The 16,606-nt window shown below is 56.1% G+C and carries 10 protein-coding genes; 4 read left to right on the top strand and 6 right to left on the bottom strand.

Going from position 1 to position 16,606, the window contains the following annotated elements:
* Window positions 1–521: 521 nt before the first annotated feature.
* The 3 genes from FCN80_RS15425 to FCN80_RS15415 are packed head-to-tail and all read left to right on the top strand — an operon-like array spanning window position 522 to window position 3,573.
* Window positions 522–1,325, top strand: a complete 804-nt coding sequence (locus tag FCN80_RS15425; protein WP_136991063.1) for an endonuclease/exonuclease/phosphatase family protein — start codon at window positions 522–524, stop codon at window positions 1,323–1,325.
* Window positions 1,322–2,566, top strand: a complete 1,245-nt coding sequence (gene clsB, locus FCN80_RS15420) for a cardiolipin synthase ClsB (protein WP_136991062.1) — start codon at window positions 1,322–1,324, stop codon at window positions 2,564–2,566. The genes FCN80_RS15425 and clsB overlap by 4 nt, the downstream gene beginning before the upstream one ends.
* A complete protein-coding gene (locus tag FCN80_RS15415; protein ID WP_136991061.1) occupies window positions 2,563–3,573 on the top strand; it encodes a lysylphosphatidylglycerol synthase domain-containing protein in 1,011 nt (336 codons plus the stop codon). Before clsB ends, FCN80_RS15415 begins: the two co-directional genes overlap by 4 nt.
* Window positions 3,574–4,423: 850 nt before the next feature.
* Here the strand turns inward: FCN80_RS15415 and FCN80_RS15410 are convergent.
* Window positions 4,424–4,693, bottom strand: a complete 270-nt coding sequence (locus tag FCN80_RS15410) for a hypothetical protein (protein WP_136991060.1) — start codon at window positions 4,691–4,693, stop codon at window positions 4,424–4,426.
* A 158-nt stretch (window positions 4,694–4,851) separates the two neighbouring features.
* Window positions 4,852–5,109, bottom strand: coding sequence for a multiple stress resistance protein BhsA (gene bhsA / locus FCN80_RS15405; protein ID WP_230492703.1), 258 nt, complete (start codon window positions 5,107–5,109; stop codon window positions 4,852–4,854).
* Window positions 5,110–5,547: 438 nt separating this feature from the next.
* On the opposite strand from bhsA, the gene FCN80_RS15400 reads away from it, so the two are divergent.
* Window positions 5,548–6,216: a TetR/AcrR family transcriptional regulator gene (locus tag FCN80_RS15400; RefSeq protein ID WP_136991059.1), complete on the top strand. Its 669-nt coding sequence runs from the start codon at window positions 5,548–5,550 to the stop codon at window positions 6,214–6,216.
* Between the two features lie 73 nt (window positions 6,217–6,289).
* On the opposite strand, the gene FCN80_RS15395 is transcribed toward FCN80_RS15400, so the two are convergent.
* Genes FCN80_RS15395 through FCN80_RS15380 form a run of 4 tightly spaced genes read right to left on the bottom strand, consistent with a single transcriptional unit; the run spans window position 6,290 to window position 15,277 of the window.
* Complete coding sequence (locus tag FCN80_RS15395) at window positions 6,290–7,702, bottom strand: efflux transporter outer membrane subunit (RefSeq protein WP_230492702.1); 1,413 nt, start codon at window positions 7,700–7,702, stop codon at window positions 6,290–6,292.
* Complete coding sequence (locus FCN80_RS15390; RefSeq protein WP_136991058.1) at window positions 7,702–10,806, bottom strand: multidrug efflux RND transporter permease subunit; 3,105 nt, start codon at window positions 10,804–10,806, stop codon at window positions 7,702–7,704. The genes FCN80_RS15395 and FCN80_RS15390 overlap by 1 nt, the downstream gene beginning before the upstream one ends.
* Entirely contained in the window at window positions 10,803–14,051 is a 3,249-nt protein-coding gene (locus FCN80_RS15385) for an efflux RND transporter permease subunit (RefSeq protein WP_136991057.1), read from the bottom strand. Before FCN80_RS15385 ends, FCN80_RS15390 begins: the two co-directional genes overlap by 4 nt.
* On the bottom strand, window positions 14,048–15,277 hold the full coding sequence (locus FCN80_RS15380; RefSeq protein WP_230492701.1) for an MdtA/MuxA family multidrug efflux RND transporter periplasmic adaptor subunit: 1,230 nt from the start codon (window positions 15,275–15,277) through the stop codon (window positions 14,048–14,050). The genes FCN80_RS15385 and FCN80_RS15380 overlap by 4 nt, the downstream gene beginning before the upstream one ends.
* Window positions 15,278–16,606: the final 1,329 nt, after the last annotated feature.

The following is a 16,606-nucleotide window of genomic DNA, read 5'->3' as shown; positions in this document are numbered from 1 at the left end:
CGCCCGACATCCCCACGTCATCCGTTTAGGCGCCGGTTGCCGCGCGCTGTCCGTGTCCAAACTGGCTGTGCCAATAACGCCTGATGAAATAGGCTTTTGCTCTGTTAGAGTGTTAATTGTTTCAATCTGAACTAATGGAGATATGATGAATGAAAATTAAACAAAGAATATTGCTCTCGGACAATTTTGTAATAACAAGAGGAATTTTTAAAAAAGAAAAAATATGATCCGCTAGGTAATTATTTATATAACGGGGTGGTTTCCTGATCCGCTGTCCCATACAAAACAATTTATCCCAGGTGCGTTTGTCGCTGAATAACGGCGCCCCGGTCGGTATTCGCCGAGCGCGGCACGATTCTCTGGTAACCTGCCGCGTCGTGACACAGTGGCAAAGTCGGGATTGGCTGGCTACGATTATAATATGCTCATAATTTTAACATTAAGCACTTTGGCTGCCTCACCATGGCGCAGTCCATACCCAGCGGCGGGTTTTGCTGAAGGACACCACGGGAGTTTGACGTATGCTGCGCACCCAAAATCAGTCAGACAGGGATGAAACGGACCCGCTATCGACAGAACCGGGATTTACCTTCAAGGTCTTGACCCTCAACGCCCACAAGGGATTCGCCGCGTTTAACCGTCGTTTCATCCTGCCGGAGTTGCGCGAAGCGGTACGTACCGTTGGGCCGGATATCGTTTTCCTGCAAGAAGTGCTCGGCGCCCATGAAAAACACTCGCGCCGTTTCCATAACTGGCCGATCGTGCCGCAATACGAATTCCTGGCCGATACCTTGTGGAAGGACTTCGCTTATGGCCGTAACGCCGTCTATCCCGACGGCGATCACGGCAATGCGTTGCTGTCCCGCTTCCCCATCGCCAGCTACCAAAATCTGGATGTCTCGGTGGCGGGCACGGAGAAGCGCGGCATGCTGCACTGCATCGTACATGTGCCGGGGCGGCGCGCGCCATTGCACCTGATTTGCGTGCATCTGGGATTGAAAGAACGGCATCGACGGGAACAACTGTCACGTATAAGCCGGTATATCGCCACGTTGCCCCGGCACGAACCGCTGGTGGTGGCTGGGGATTTCAATGACTGGCGGCAGCAGGCCAACCGGTTGCTCGGTCATGAAACAGGCTTGGAGGAGGTGTTTACCAAAGCCTACGGCCGGCCGGCCAGAACCTTTCCCGCTCGGTTTCCCTTGTTGCGCCTGGACAGAATTTATGTCCGCAATGCCCGGATAAGCAGGCCCGCATCCCTTGCCAACCAACCCTGGTCGCGCCTGTCCGATCATGCGCCTTTGGCGGTGGAGATTCACCTATGAACATGGAATGGCGCGACGGCAACGTGATTACGCTACTGGAAAACGGCGAGGAATTTTTTCCGCGATTATTCGAGCGCATTGAGCACGCTTTACAGGAAGTGCTACTGGAAACCTTTATTTTGTTCGAAGACGAGATTGGGCTGGCGCTGCAACGGCATCTGATCGCGGCGGCGCGGCGCGGCGTGCGGGTGGAGGTCATGGTCGACGGTTATGGGTCGGCCAACCTGTCCGATGTGTTCATTGGCGCCCTGACGGCGGCCGGCGTCAGGTTTCGTTTCTTCGATCCCCGGCCGGCATTCCTGGGCATGCGTACCAATGTGTTTCGGCGCTTGCACCGTAAGACCGTGGTGGTGGATGGGCGCGTCGCCTTTATCGGCGGCATCAATTATTCCGCCGAACATATGACGGACTTCGGGCCGGAAGCCAAACACGACTACGCGGTGGAACTGCGGGGGCCTGTCGTGGCGGATATCCATGGCTACACCTTACGGGCCATGGCCAGCGAGGCGCATCAGCGTAACTGGTGGGGACGGCGTTCGGGCGTTCCCGCGGCCAACCGCCATCCGGGGGAAGCCCAGGCCCTGTTCGTTTATCGCGATAACGATGAACACGCTACTGATATTGAACGCCACTACCTGGAGATGCTGCGCACCGCCAGGCAGGAGGTGATTATCGCCAATGCCTATTTTTTCCCCGGTTACCGTTTGCTCAAAGAGATGCGTGACGCGGCCCGCCGTGGCGTAAGGGTTAAGCTTATCGTGCAGGGCGAGCCGGACATGCCCATCGTCAAAGTGGGCGCCCGGATGCTGTATCATTATCTGGTGCCGGCGGGTGTCATGATCTATGAATATCGCCGCCGTCCGCTGCATGGCAAAGTCGCCGTCAAGGATGGCTACTGGGCGACAGTGGGGTCCAGCAATCTTGACCCGCTGAGTTTGGCGCTGAATCTCGAGGCCAATGTGGTGATTCACGACAGCGCATTTACCCGCTTGCTGCGCGATAAATTGGACAAGCTGATTGCCCAGGATTGCCAACTGATCGATGAAAGCCAGGTCCCGAAGCAGACATATTGGCATTTGGTCAAAAGCGTTCTGGTATTCCATTTCCTGCGCCATTTCCCGGCCTGGGTGGGATGGTTGCCGGCCCATACGCCGAAATTGGCCTTAATTGAGCCGCCGATGCAGCCGGAAATCGAAACCCAGGATCGCGGTGAACCGGAAAACCAGGGCGCTAAACCATGACGTTCCCCTCTCCCGGCGCGCCGCGTCGCAAACCGGCCAAAACGCGCCGTCTCTGGCCGCTGGCGAAGGCCATTCTGACCGTGGCGTTTTTTATCATCATCGTCGTGTTATTGGTGGTTTATGCGCGCAAAGTGAACTGGAGCGATGTGGTCCAGGCCATCCGCCACTATCGTCCCGGCACGGTCATGGCGGTGATCGGACTGGCGGCGGTAAGTTATCTTATTTATGGCGTATATGATCTGATCGGCCGGGCCTATTGCGGGCATAAGCTGGCGGCATCCAAGGTGATGCTGGTATCGTTTATTTGCTATGCCTTTACGCTGACGTTAAGCACCTGGATCGGCGGCATCGGCATGCGCTACCGGCTGTATTCCCGGCTCGGGCTGTCAAAGGGCGCCATCACCCAAATTTTCAGCCTGAGCCTCGCCACCAATTGGCTGGGGTATATTCTGCTGGCCGGCGTAGTGTGCGTGACCGGCGAGATAAAATTGCCGCCATCCTGGCATATCGGCGCCCTGGCCCTGCGGTTGTCGGGCGGCGTCCTACTGGCGTTTATTATTGTTTATCTGGGTTATTGCGCATTTTCCCGGCGGCGGCGCTGGACCCTCAGAGGGCGGCGGCTGGTATTGCCGTCGCTGCGTATGGCCGGCGCTCAATTGGCCTCCTCCAGTGTCAACTGGATGACCATGGCCGGGATCATTTTTATTTTGCTGAACGACAAGGCCGATTTCCCGGCGGTGCTGGGGGTCTTGCTGGTTAGCAGCATCGCTGGAGTGATTATCCATATTCCGGCGGGCATCGGTGTGCTGGAGGCGGTATTCGTCACCATGCTGGGAGGCGAGCATCTCTCGCACGGCGCGATTATCGCCGCGCTATTGGCTTATCGCGCCGTCTATTTCATTGCGCCGCTGCTGCTGGCCATCGTGCTTTATCTCGGGTTGGAAAGCCGCGCCCATGCACTGCGCGAAGAAGATGCCGCCAGGAGCGGCGCCGATAGCGCCGAGTGAAAACGTAATGGCGCCTTCCATTTTATCGTGCCGCCGCGATGCAACTTGGAGTATGTGAAGTCTCTCGCGATGTAACTTGAAGTAAGTAAAGTATATACAGACGGGGGGGAAAACTATCCCGCCAAATGTCAGCCTGGAATACTCACAGTTGGGGGACAGCTCTCAAATGGGGTTAACTTAACTCGTCGTACCTGACGTCACCCCTTTGTTGGCGACCCGCGCCCGCCGCCAACAAAGAGGCAGCGTGAAGTAAGACGAGGTTAATATCATGTCGCAATTAGTGATAATGATAACCTGGGCCGCCTCCGCCATGATGATAACCGCCATGATCATGCCAGGGCGGCGGCCAGAAGCAGCCGCTTAATACGGCGCTCAGAAAAATAATTCCCAGAAAACTCAAAATATGGCGCATTGCTCAACTCCTGCTAATCCTGATTCTGAATATACTTGTCACACTTCACGCCGCCTTTTTGTTGGCGGCGACGAGGCCATGTCGCCAACAAAGAGGCAACCCGGAGTATGCTGAGTACAAGCAAATAATTTACCCGATGCGCATTCAATGCAATAAGCGGGAATGTAAAAACAAACAGAAGAGATGTGTCCATTTGCAATTATTGGACGATAATTCATCTTGTGGATAATTATTGACTACAACATTATTAATACCTTTATTTATGAAATAAGAAAAGGATTAATTTGCATCGGTCGTATTTTTTTAAGAATTTTCTTTTTAACGCATCCCGCACCGGTTTCACCCTTTGTACACAACACATTGACTACATCTTACCGGCATAAAAAAACGGTTATCGGAGGGGCCGATAACCGTTTTGCGCTTCTTAACCAACGAGGTTTATTCGTATACCACCGTGGTACTGTGCATATTGCGCGGGCTGGATAGCGACGTCGTCGGGTAGTTACGACCGGCCTCTCCGATTTTCTCGTCAAGACCGCCCGAAGGCGCTGCCGCGGCCACGCCGGCGCGGGCGCTAACCTTGACCGCCGGCGTTTGCTGCGCCACCAACGGCTGCGATGTGAGCGGATACACCTGCGCGGCGGCGGCGCTGCCCAGCGACACCATGCCAAGGGCAAAGGCTAAACCGATAAATTTCAGGTTTTTCATGATGTTAACTCCTAACACTGTTAACATGCTTCTCGCAATGGGCGAATATTTGTTAACGTTCGATAATTAAATGTTAGTACGCCGCAACCGCAGGGTCAAGTTTTTAAATAATGATCGTTAATTAAATTTATGACAATTTGCGTCAGCCGGTGTTCCGCTTACTGGTAGATGATGGCGGTACCGTGCAGCTTGTTTTGTCCGGTAGTGGAAATAATCCGGTAGGATTTGGCGCCGGCAGCCTCGGCTTTGGCCGACAAGGCGTTTTCCAGCGACGAAAGGTTGGAGCCGGCGGTGGCGCTGACAACGCCGACCGGTTGCTGATTGAGGGGGTCGTTATTGACCTGGTCGACGGCCAGGCTACTTGTGGAAACACCACAAAGGGTGAGGGCGAAGGTGGATAGCATGAATTTGTTCATAGTGATCTCCATTTGTCCCAATATCTCTCCGCTTGCGGCTTGTCTGACTGCCGGCGCGCTCCGGGTTCACCAGGTTACGTGACACGCTTGCCGTCAGTTGCGCCGCGGAGCGGAATCTATTGGATATATATAGTTAGTTAAGAAATTATTTTTTTAATACTTGGTAAGAAAATACTAGCCGTAATTGTGATAATGATCAAATTATTTTATAACGATCATTAATATAATATGAATATAATTGATTTTTATATATAAACTGTGCGTATTCTTTGTGTTAACGTGGTTTTTCAAGGCCGTGTCGGGCGAAAAATGCAGGTGAGGAAACTATAAATTAACGCATTTTTTGTAAAATTTATCAGAAACTGCATAAAAGTGTTGTAATTTCTTTAATGATCGTTAATTATATTTGATAACAGTTTTAAGCTAAGAGAGGCGTTTATGGAAACTGATCGTGTTGCCTCCGTCCGCAAAGGGCGGGGACGGCCTAAACAGTTCGACCGCGACGATGCGCTGGACAAGGCGTTGCAGCTCTTTTGGCGTCACGGTTACGAAGCCACTTCATTATCCGACCTGGTTGCGGCGACAGGGGCCAAGGCGCCGACGCTTTACGGCGAATTCGGCAATAAGGAAGGCTTGTTCCGCGCCGCCGTAGAACGGTACATTTCCCAGTTCGCCGAACGCGGCCGTTCCTTGCTGTCCGATCCGAACAGCACGGCGCAAGGAGCGATTGAAAATTTCCTGCGTGATACGGCGGCGCTCTATACCGATAAAAGCCTGCCGTCGGGCTGTTTTCTGGTCTGTACGTCGGCGGCGCTTTCCGCGGCGTCGAGCGCGGTGGGGGAGATGTTACGCAACCGTCATCGCCTGCATGAGAAAATGCTGATGGATTTCCTGCGCGACCGGCAACTGCGGGGTGAGATCCCCGATAAAACCGATGTCGCGGATCTGGCCAAATACTTCGCCTGCCTGACCCAGGGAATGTCGGTGCAGGCCCGCGACGGCGCCAGCCAGGAAGATTTAAACGCCATTGTGGCCAAAGTCATGTCGGCCTGGCCGCAGCTTCTCATGGCCGAACCGGGCAAAGCCCGCCTCGCCGTCGAAGTGTGAGGAAAACCGCCGGCCCGGCAATGGCGTTTCCACCCCGGCGCCGCGGGTTAAGGCGCCGGCGTCGCGGCGGCCCTCAGTGGTTGTCGGCCTGCCAGCCGCCGCCCAGCGCCGCTATCAGTTTGACGCTGGTTACCCATTGGGTGCTTTGTAGCGAAAGCAGGCTCTGTTGATCGCTTAAGCTGCTGTTTTCGGTGGTGGCGACGTCCAGATAATCGATCATGCCGGCTTCATATTGGTTGCGGGTTACCCGTGCGGATTCTTTCGCCGCCGTCGTTGCGCGCTGACTGGCGGCGACTTCGCTTTGCAACGTATGCAATTCCACCAGATAATCTTCCACTTCGCCGATACCGGACAGTACTGACTGGCGATAGCTGGCGACGCTGGCGTCGTAGGCGGCCCGCGCCTGTGCGACCTTGGCCGAGGTGGCGCCGAAATCCAGTAGGGTGCCGCTCAGTTCCGGCCCCAGCGACCAGACCCGATTGGGCGCGGTCATCAGGTTATGCAACACCGTACTGGCGAACCCGCCGCTGGCGCTAAGGGTTAAATCCGGGTAGTAGCCGGCGATGGCGACACCCACCGCCGCATTGGCCGCCGCCACATTCCGTTCGGCATAGGCGATATCTGGCCGGCGCTGCAACAAAGTGGCGGGTAATGCCGCCGGAACGGCCGGCAGAACGGCCACCAACGGGGCGGCGGGCAGGCTGAATTCCGCCGGCGTTTTGCCCAGCAGCAGCGCGATGGCATGTTCAAGCTGGGCGCGCTGCCATTGATAATCCAATGCGCTGGCGCGCGCGCTTTCCAGTTGCATCTGCGCCTGCGCCAGCGTGTTGCGCGCTTCGCTGCCGGCCCGGTACTTGTTGTCTATCACCTGCAAATAACGTTCATAAGCCTGTATGCTTTGCTGATAAAGCGCGATCTGCTGATCCATTATCCGCAGTTGAAAGTAATCCTGCGCCAGTTCCGATTGCGCGCTGAGGGTGATGTTCGCCAGTTCGGCCTGGCTCGCCTGCGCGCTGGCCTTATTCTCCTCCAGCGTGCGTCTGAGCTTGCCCCACAGATCGATCTCCCAACTGGCGCTCAGCTCGGCGCTGTGGCTGTTGCCGACGCCGCTGGCGGATGAAGACCGGCTACGGGTACTGGACACGTCGCCGCTGACGCTGGGGAACAGCTCGGCGCGCGATTGCGCCGCCAATGCCTGCGCCTCGCGAAATTGCGCCGCGTATTCCGCCACGTTCTGATTGGAAACGGCGACCTGGCGCAACAGGGCGGAAAGCGTCGGATCGCGGTAGGCTTCCCACCACTCGCCCTTGCCGACATCGTCTTGCGGCGTGGCTTTCAGCCACCCGCGCGCCTCTTTGTATTGCAAGGGAACGGCGATATCCGGACGGTGATAGTCCGGCCCTACCGCGCAGCCGGCGAGTAACAGCGCTAATAACACCGGCGTCATCGCAAAAACGTTATTCTTGGCTTGGGGTTTTTTCATCATTAAAAGCTCAACGCCTGGCGCAGGCGCCGCCACTGGCGTTTCGTGGCGCGGCTGGCGCGATCGAGATACAGGTATACCACCGGGGTGGTGAACAGGGTTAATAACTGACTGAGCGCCAAACCGCCGGTGATCGCCAGCCCCAGCGGCCGGCGCAGGTCGGCATCGCCGCCATGGCCCAAGGCCAACGGCAGCGCCCCGAAAAAGGCGGCCAACGTGGTCATCATGATCGGCCTAAAGCGCATCAGGCACGCCTGGACGATAGCCTGCTGCGGCGTCATGCCGAGCTGCCGCTCCGCCATCAACGCGAAATCAATCATCATAATGGCGTTCTTTTTTACGATACCTATCAGCAGCAGAATGCCTATCAAGGCAATCACCGTCAGTTGGGTATTGGTCAAGAGCAATAGCAGCAACGCGCCCACGCCGGCCGACGGCAGCGTGGAAATGATGGTCAGGGGGTGGATATAACTTTCGTATAACATCCCCAGGACGATATACACCGCCGCCAGGGCGGCCAGGATAAGCCACGGCATGGTGGCGCTCAGTTCGGCGAATTCCCGCGCGGTGCCGGAATATTCGGTCTGAATGTTGGCCGGCAGCCCGATCCGCGCCATGGCGTTTTTGATCAATTGTTGCGCTTGCTCAAGGGACACGCCGTCTTGGAGATTGAAGGCGATGGTGGTGGCGGCGGACTGGCTTTGGTGCGCCACCGATAGCGGGGCGGTGCCGCCGGTGAAGGTGGCGAAGGCGGATAGCGGTATCTGATCGCCATTGTCGTTGACCACGAACAGCTCTTTGAGCGTGTTCGGGTCGCGGGTGAATTTATCGTTCACCCCCATCACCACGTGATATTGGTTAAGCGAGTGGTAGAGCGTGGCGATCTGCCGCTGGCTGAACGCGTTGTTCAATAGCGTGTCAAGCATATCGACATTTACGCCCAGCCGGGTGGCGCGATCGCGGTTGATATTGATCATCACTTCCTGTCCGCCGTTTTGGGCATCGGAATCAACACTGGTGAGCTGCGGAATTTGCTCCAACGCTTTTTGTACCTTGGGCGTCCAGGCGCGCAACAAATCCAGGTCGTCGGCCAGCAAGCTGTATTGATAGCTGGCGTTGGCGCTGCGACCGCCGATATGCAAATCCTGCGCCGCCATCAGAAACAACTGCGCGCCGAGTATATTCCGCGCTTTGGCGGTCAAACGGTTGGCCACCTCGGTGGCTGAGGCGCTGCGCTGGTCAAGATCCTTTAAATGCACGAAAAAGTTGGCGGTATTACGCGACCCGAACGCGCCGCTGCCGGTGGAGGCCATCACCCCGTCCACGGCCGGATCCGCGGCGATCAACCGGGAAAATTCCTGTAATTTGGGCTCCATCGCCTGAAACGAAATATTCTGATCGGCGCGGACCATACCCATTAACAGGCCTGTGTCCTGATCGGGGAAGAAGCCTTTTTGCACCACGGTATATAAAAATACATTGAGCGCCACGGTCATCAGTAAACTGAACAGCGTCAGGCGCTGATGGGCCATCACCCATTCCAGGCCGCGGGCGTAGGCCGCCAGCAGCGCGGTCAACCGGCCTTCTATCCAGCGGTTGAGGGGGTGGGGCCGCTTGGTTTGCGGCGGCTTGCGCCGCAACAGACGGGAACACAGCATGGGCGTCAGCGTCAGCGAAACCACCATTGAAATCAGCAGGGAGACCGTCAGCGTTACCGCGAATTCGCGAAACAGCCTGCCGACCACGCTGCCCATCAACAAAATGGGGATAAATACCGCCACCAGCGACAGCGTCATGGACAGCACGGTGGAACTGACTTCCCTGGCCCCCCTGATGGCGGCCCGTACCGGACTTAGCCCCTCTTCGATATAGCGGGTAATGTTCTCCAGCACCACGATGGCGTCGTCCACCACGAAACCGGTGGCGATAATTAACGCCATCAGCGACAGGTTATCCAGGCTGTAGCCTAACAGATACATCACCGCGCAGGTGCCTATAAGCGAAACCGGCAAGGCCAGCGCCGGGATCACCACCGCCCGGCCGTTGCGCAGGAAAACGAACACCACGCCGATGACCAGCAATACCGCGATAAGCAACGTCTCTTCGGTATCATACAGGGAAGAACGCACCGTGGTGGAACGATCCACCACCAGTTTCAGCGAGGTGTCGGCCGGCAGCTCTTTTTGCAGCTCAGGCAATAGCGCCTTGATGGCGTCGATGGTTTCCAGCATATTGGCGCCCGCCTGACGGGTCACGCCGATCATCACCGACGGCGTCCGGTTGTAATAGCCGGCTGTGTATTTATCCTCCACCGAGTCGTAGACCGTCGCCACATCGTGCAAACGAATGGCCCGACCGTCCCGGTAGCTGACGATCAGGTCGCGGTACTGCGCCGCCTTATTTAATTGACCATTGCTGTCCACCACCCAGGACTGGCTGTCGCCGTTCAACATGCCTTTCGGCAGATTAGTGGTACTGTCGGCGACGGCTTCGCGCACGGTATCAAGGGAGACGCCGAAGTGTGTCAGCCTCTGCGGCTGCAAATCGATACGCACCGCCGGCAGCGCGCCGCCCCTCAGCGATACCTCACCCACGCCTTGCACCTGGGCGATCTTCTGGTCAATTTTACTGTCGGCCAGATCATAAAGCTCGCCGCGGGAACGGGTTGTCGAGGTGAGCGCCAACATGACGATGGGCGCGTCGGAAGGATTGGCCTTACGGTAGGTGGGCAGCGAGGCCATGCTGCTGGGCAGCAGGCTGCGCGCGGCATTGATCGCCGCCTGTACGTCGCGTGCCGCGCCATTGATGTCGCGGCTCAGCTCAAATTGCAAAATGATGGTGGTAGAGCCCTGCGAACTGCTGGAGGTCATCTCGGTCACGCCGGCGATTTGTCCCAGCGCCCGCTCCAACGGAGTGGCCACCGTGGCGGCCATGGTTTCCGGGCTGGCGCCGGACAGACTGGCCGTCACCATGATGGTGGGGAAATCCACCTGCGGTAGCGGCGCCACCGGCAGCAGACGATAACCGAGCGCGCCCAAAAGCAGGATCGACAGGGTCAGCAGCAGCGTCGCCACCGGGCGGAAGATAAACAGGCGGACGATATTCATTCACGCCTCCGCGTCCGCTGTTGCGCCCTCTGCATAAAGCGCTTGCCACGCGCGGCGAGTCCGTCGAACAACAGATAAATAACCGGCGTCGAAAATAGCGTTAGCGCCTGGCTGACGATAAGGCCGCCGACGATGGCAAGCCCCAGCGGCCGACGCAATTCAGCGCCGGAACCGGATGCCAGCATCAATGGCAACGCGCCCAGCAACGCCGCCATGGTCGTCATCAGAATCGGTCTAAAACGCAGCAGGCAGGCTTGATGGATGGCGTCGCGCGGGCTGAGATGCTGCTTGTTTTCCGCCTCCAGCGCGAAGTCGATCATCATAATGGCGTTTTTCTTGACGATGCCGATAAGCAGGATGACCCCAATCAAGGCGATAAGGCTGAATTGGCTGCCCGCCGCCAGCAAACTCAGCAGCGCGCCCACCGCCGCCGACGGCAGGGTGGACAATATGGTCACCGGGTGGATGAAGCTTTCATAAAGAATACCCAGCACCACATACATGGTGATCAACGCCGCCAGGATAAGCCAAAGGGTGTTGCTGGAGGCGTTCTGGAAAGCGGCGGTTTCGCCCTGGTACCGCAAGGTAATACCGGATGGCTTGGCCAATTGCCGGCTGGTTTCGGCAATGGCCCGCTGGGCGTCATCCAGCGAATAGCCGTCGTTCAGGTTAAAAGAGACGGTGACCGCCGGGAACTGATCCAACCGCATGTTCATCAACGAACCCAGCCGTTGATGAACGGTGGCGATCGAGGTCAGCCTGACCATACCGGTGGTGCCGGAGGACGACGAAGAACTGCTTGACGATGACGAACTGGACGAAGAGGCGCTCGAGGAGGACGAACTGGAAGACCCCGAGGAGGACGAACTGGAGGACGATGAACTGGATGACGTGTCGCTGTCCGAATCGGACGACAGATTGGTGGCGATGTAGACATCATCAAGGGATGCCGGCGATTGCTGAAACTGCGGCGCCACTTCCAGTACGACCCGATATTGGTTGGATTGAGTGAAAATGGTGGAAATCAACCGCTGGCCGAAGGCGTTGTACAGCGCGGTATCCACATCCGAGGCGGTAATGCCGTAGCGCGCCGCCTTGTCCCGGTTCAATTCCACATAGGCCACCCGGCCCTGGTTTTGCAAATTGCTGACCACGCTATTAAGCTCCGGCCGCTTTTGCAGCGCCGCCACCAGTTTCGGCGTCCAGTCGGCCAAATCCTCGCTATCGGCGTCGTCCAGGGTGAACTGATATTGGCTGGGCGTAACCTGATCGTTGACGGTAAGGTCTTGCGCCGGTTGCAGATAAAGGCGGATACCCGGCACCTTCGCCACCGCTTGTTGCAACTCCCGGATGATCTGCGGCGCCCGCTCGTCGCGCTCATCGAACGATTTCAGGTTAATTTGCAACCGCCCGCTGTTGAGGCTGGTATTGGTGCCATCGACGCCGATGGTGGATGACAGGCTTTCCACCGCCGGGTTTTTCAGCACCACGTCCGCCACCGCCTGCTGACGCCGCGCCATCTCGGTAAATGACACATCTTGCGAGGCGAGAGTGATCCCCTGGATAAGCCCGGTATCCTGCGAGGGGAAAAATCCTTTGGGGATGGCCAGATAGAGTATGGCGGTGAGGACGAAGGTGGCCAGCGCCACCAACAAGGTAAGTTTCTGGTGATTGAGCACCACGTTGAGCAGGCGATCGTAGCCCTTCACCAGCGTGTCGAATGCTTCGCCGCCTTTGCGGGCGAACCGGGACTGCCGTTCCGGCGGGATGTGGCGCAGCAGGTAGGCGCACAGCATCGGCGTCAGCGTCAGGGATACCAGCATGGACACCAGAATCGACACCGCCAGGGTGATGGCGAATTCGCGAAACAGTCGCCCCACCACATCGCCCATGAACAGCAACGGTATCAGAACCGCGATCAACGAAAACGTCAGCGAGATAATGGTAAAGCCGATCTGGGCGGAGCCTTTCAAGGCCGCTTCCAACGGGGGTTCCCCGTCCTCCAGCCGGCGCGAGATATTTTCCACCACCACGATGGCATCGTCGATAACGAAACCGGTAGCAATGGTCAAGGCCATCAGCGTCAAGTTATTCAGGCTGAACCCCGCCAGGTACATCACCCCAAACGTGCCCACCAGGGAAAGGGGCACCGCGACGCTTGGGATGAAGGTGGCGGCGATGTTGCGCAGAAACAGGAAGGTGACCATCACCACCAGCGCTATGGACAACATCAGCTCAAACTGCACATCGCTTATGGAGGCGCGGATGGTCTGGGTGCGGTCGGATAAAATCTTCAATTTCACCCCATCCGGCAGTGCCGATTGCAGGGTGGGCAATTTGGCCTTGATATTATCCACCACCGCGATGACATTGGCGCCCGGTTGGCGCTGGACGCTGATGACTATCGCCGGTTTGCGGTCGGCCCAGGCCGATTGATAGGTATTCTCCGGCGCCTGCTCGATTTGAGCGATATCTTTCAAACGCAGCGCGGCGCCATCTTTATAGGTCAATATCAGGTTGCCGTATTCGGCCGCGGTGTGAAGCTGATCGTTGGCGTCAATGGTGACGGAATGGTATTTACCATCAAAGCCCCCTTTGGACCCATTGATATTGCTATCGTTAATCAGGGTATCGACATCCTCCAGCGTCAGGCCATGCGCCGCCAGCGCTTTCGGATCCATACGCACGCGAATCGCCGGCTGATTGCCGCCGGCCAGCGTCACCATGCCCACACCGGAGATCTGCGATAGCTTGAGGGCGACGCGGGTATTGATCAAATCCTGCACCTGGGTCAGCGGCAACGTATCCGAACTTGCCGATAAGGTGATGACCGCGCTGTCCGCCGGATTGACTTTCTTGTAGGTGGGCGGGTAGGGCAAATCGTCCGGCAACAGATTATTGGCGGCGTTGATGGCCGCCTGGACTTCCTGTTCCGCCACGTCCAGCGACAAATCCAGCGTAAATTGCAGCGTGATGACCGATGAACCGCTGGAACTGTTCGACGTCATCTGACTGAGTCCCGCCATCTGCCCTAATTGCCGTTCCAGCGGCGCGGTCACCGACGAGGCCATCACGTCCGGACTGGCTCCCGGATAAAGCGTGGTAACCTGAATCGTCGGATAATCCACCTCCGGCAACGCCGATGTGGAAAGGAAACGGTAGGCGAAGATACCGGAAATCAGCACCCCCACCATCAGCAATAGGGTGGCGACTGGACGCTCGATAAAAATACGTGACGGATTCATTGCGCCGGCGCGCTCCCGGCGGTGGTCTTGCGGCCCGCGTCGGCCCGCGCCGTTTTGTCCGCGCCGACGGAGGGTTGCGCGTTGACCAGCATGACTTTGCTGCCATCGGTTAACCGCTCAATGCCCTCGGTCACGACTTTATCCCCTGGAGAAATACCCGACAAGATGGACTGTTGTTCATCGCCGAAAGCCGGACCGGTTTTCACCGCCTTGCGGGTGACGGTATTATCCGGGTTAATCACAAAAACGAAGCTGCCGTCGCTACTCAACTGCAAGGCTTGCGAGGGGATAACCGTCGCTTGCTTTAGCAAGCCGGTTTGCAGCCGGATGTTGACGAACTGATTGGGATAAAGCGACTCATCTTTATTGGCGAATTCCGCCTTGAGTTTGATGGTGCCGGTATCGGTATCGATTTCATTGCTGATGAACTTCACCTCCCCCTGCGCCAGCTTGGTTGTGCCGTCCTGGTCGAACGCGACGGCCGGCAACGATTGTCCATGGTGCAGCGCTTTCACCAGCACCGGGATATTGCTTTGCGGCACGCTGAAGGTGACCGCCGCCGGTTGGGTTTGCGTAACGGTCACGATGCCGGTGCTATCGCTGGTGGTGATGTTATTGCCTGGATCCACCAGACGCAGGCCGACCCGGCCGCTGATAGGCGAGGTGATGCGGCTGTATTCGATATCGAGCCGGGCGGCGGCGATTTGCGCTTCGTCCGTCTTGATGGCGCCGCTATACTGCCCCACCGTGGCGACCTGGCTGTCCAGGTCTTGTTTGGCGAGGGAGTCTTGAGCGTAAAGTTTCCGATAGCGGGCCAGCGTCAGTTGCGCACTTTTCAGCAACGCCTGGTTTTGCGCCAAATCACCCTGATATTGCGCCAGCGTGGCCTGATAGCTACGCGGATCGATTTGCGCCAACACCTGGCCCTGGGCGACTTTTTGCCCTTCGGTGAAATACACCGCCATTAACTGACCATCCACCCGGCTGGTGACGGTGACGGTGGCATTGGGGATAACGGTGCCCAGCGCGGTCAGATAAACCGGAACATCGGCCTGGCCCGCCGTTCCGGCATGGACCGGCGTGGTGGCGCCGCCCATGGATCCTCCCGCCATAAAGCGGCCGGATCGGTGACCGCCGGCGCCCGGCGGCGCGCCGGAAGGGGCGTGATGGAGTACGCGGAAAACGACGGCGGCAATCACCAGTAACACGATAAGCGGGATTATCAAGAGGCGCCAGCGGAATCTAACGGGTGCGCGGAATGTCATGGGGTATGTTTGGCCGGAATAGTCAAAAAAAGATGCGTTTAATATAAAATAATTTTGCCGGTGGCATTGTAAAAATTTCGTCAGATAGCGCTTTCCTTCCGTTAGGAAAGCTCACCTGAGGCTTCACCGCTTTGCACAATCGGAGCGTAAGGTGAAAAACCTCAATTTCTGATCTGGGAAAAGAGTGAATAAGGTAAACCGCGTGGGCCGAAGCCCGTATCCTCGGGAGGATCGCGGGCGGATGGCGTGCCGCAGGCCCGCTTGCCGCCGGGGTGCCATTTGACAAATATGAGGTTCCGGTGAAGAACCTGCCCCCATTAGGGGTATTTCACTTGCCATTTTGGCCCTGGGTGGTGCGCGGCATCCCCATCGATTCCATAGCCATACTGGTTTTCACCTGCCGCGATGCAACTCGAGGTATTTAGAGTATAGACTCTAAATATTTTATGGAATACTTTAGAATGATAAATAAATTACCTGACTAATAAGTTTAATTATCAATAAACTGCTGCAAATACAGTATGTTAGAAAGGCCGGTGGGCTAGGGAATTGTAATTTTCTGCATGCTAACCTGTTTTTTTTTAAATTCCTTCCAAAAAGATTTTTTAATGCGCTGTATAATAATGATTTTTTTATTGGCAATGTTTTTTTGCCTGATTTTTTTGCAAAAAAAGATCGTGTTTATTTATTATGCAAAAGTTAATTATGGTAATAAAATTAGTTATAAATGTAAAATAAATGTTAATATTGGCTGTTTTTATATCAAAAAGTAATTAATATCTTATTTATTATAAAAATAATCATTAGTTTTACATTATCATCATGGCCGTTATTTGACTGTCATTACGCTCACTATATAATCAGCAAACAGTTGCTATAGAGAATGAAAAGAACGGTGGTAATCCAGCAAACGAGAGTATATCTCAATTTTATTACCGGAACACGTAAAAGAAATAGGCTTGGCCATTTCCCCGTCGCGCCACGACGTTAATCAATAAAACGCCCATAAGCCGGGCAAGACGGCGATGGGAGCAGATTAAGGAAAGGGCGAGCGGGACGGCGTGAAAATAGGCGAGGTATCTGCGACGGCAAGTCCGCTCTTTGTCGAGGGCGTTTGTGGGAAACAAAACGGCCGGTGAACGGTAGGAGAATATTTTATATTTTTTGATCTGTGCGGCACATTGTCTCTTCATTTGTCTGTAAGCTTGGTTGAAATCATGTTAATTCAGTTTTTTTAATATATCGCCTAACGCGAAAAATGATACATGTTCAATTTTTTAAATGTAAGTA

Source organism: Martelella alba (assembly GCF_005217455.1).
GTDB lineage: Bacteria > Pseudomonadota > Gammaproteobacteria > Enterobacterales > Enterobacteriaceae > Acerihabitans.
This window is presented reverse-complemented; position numbering and strand designations above follow the sequence as displayed.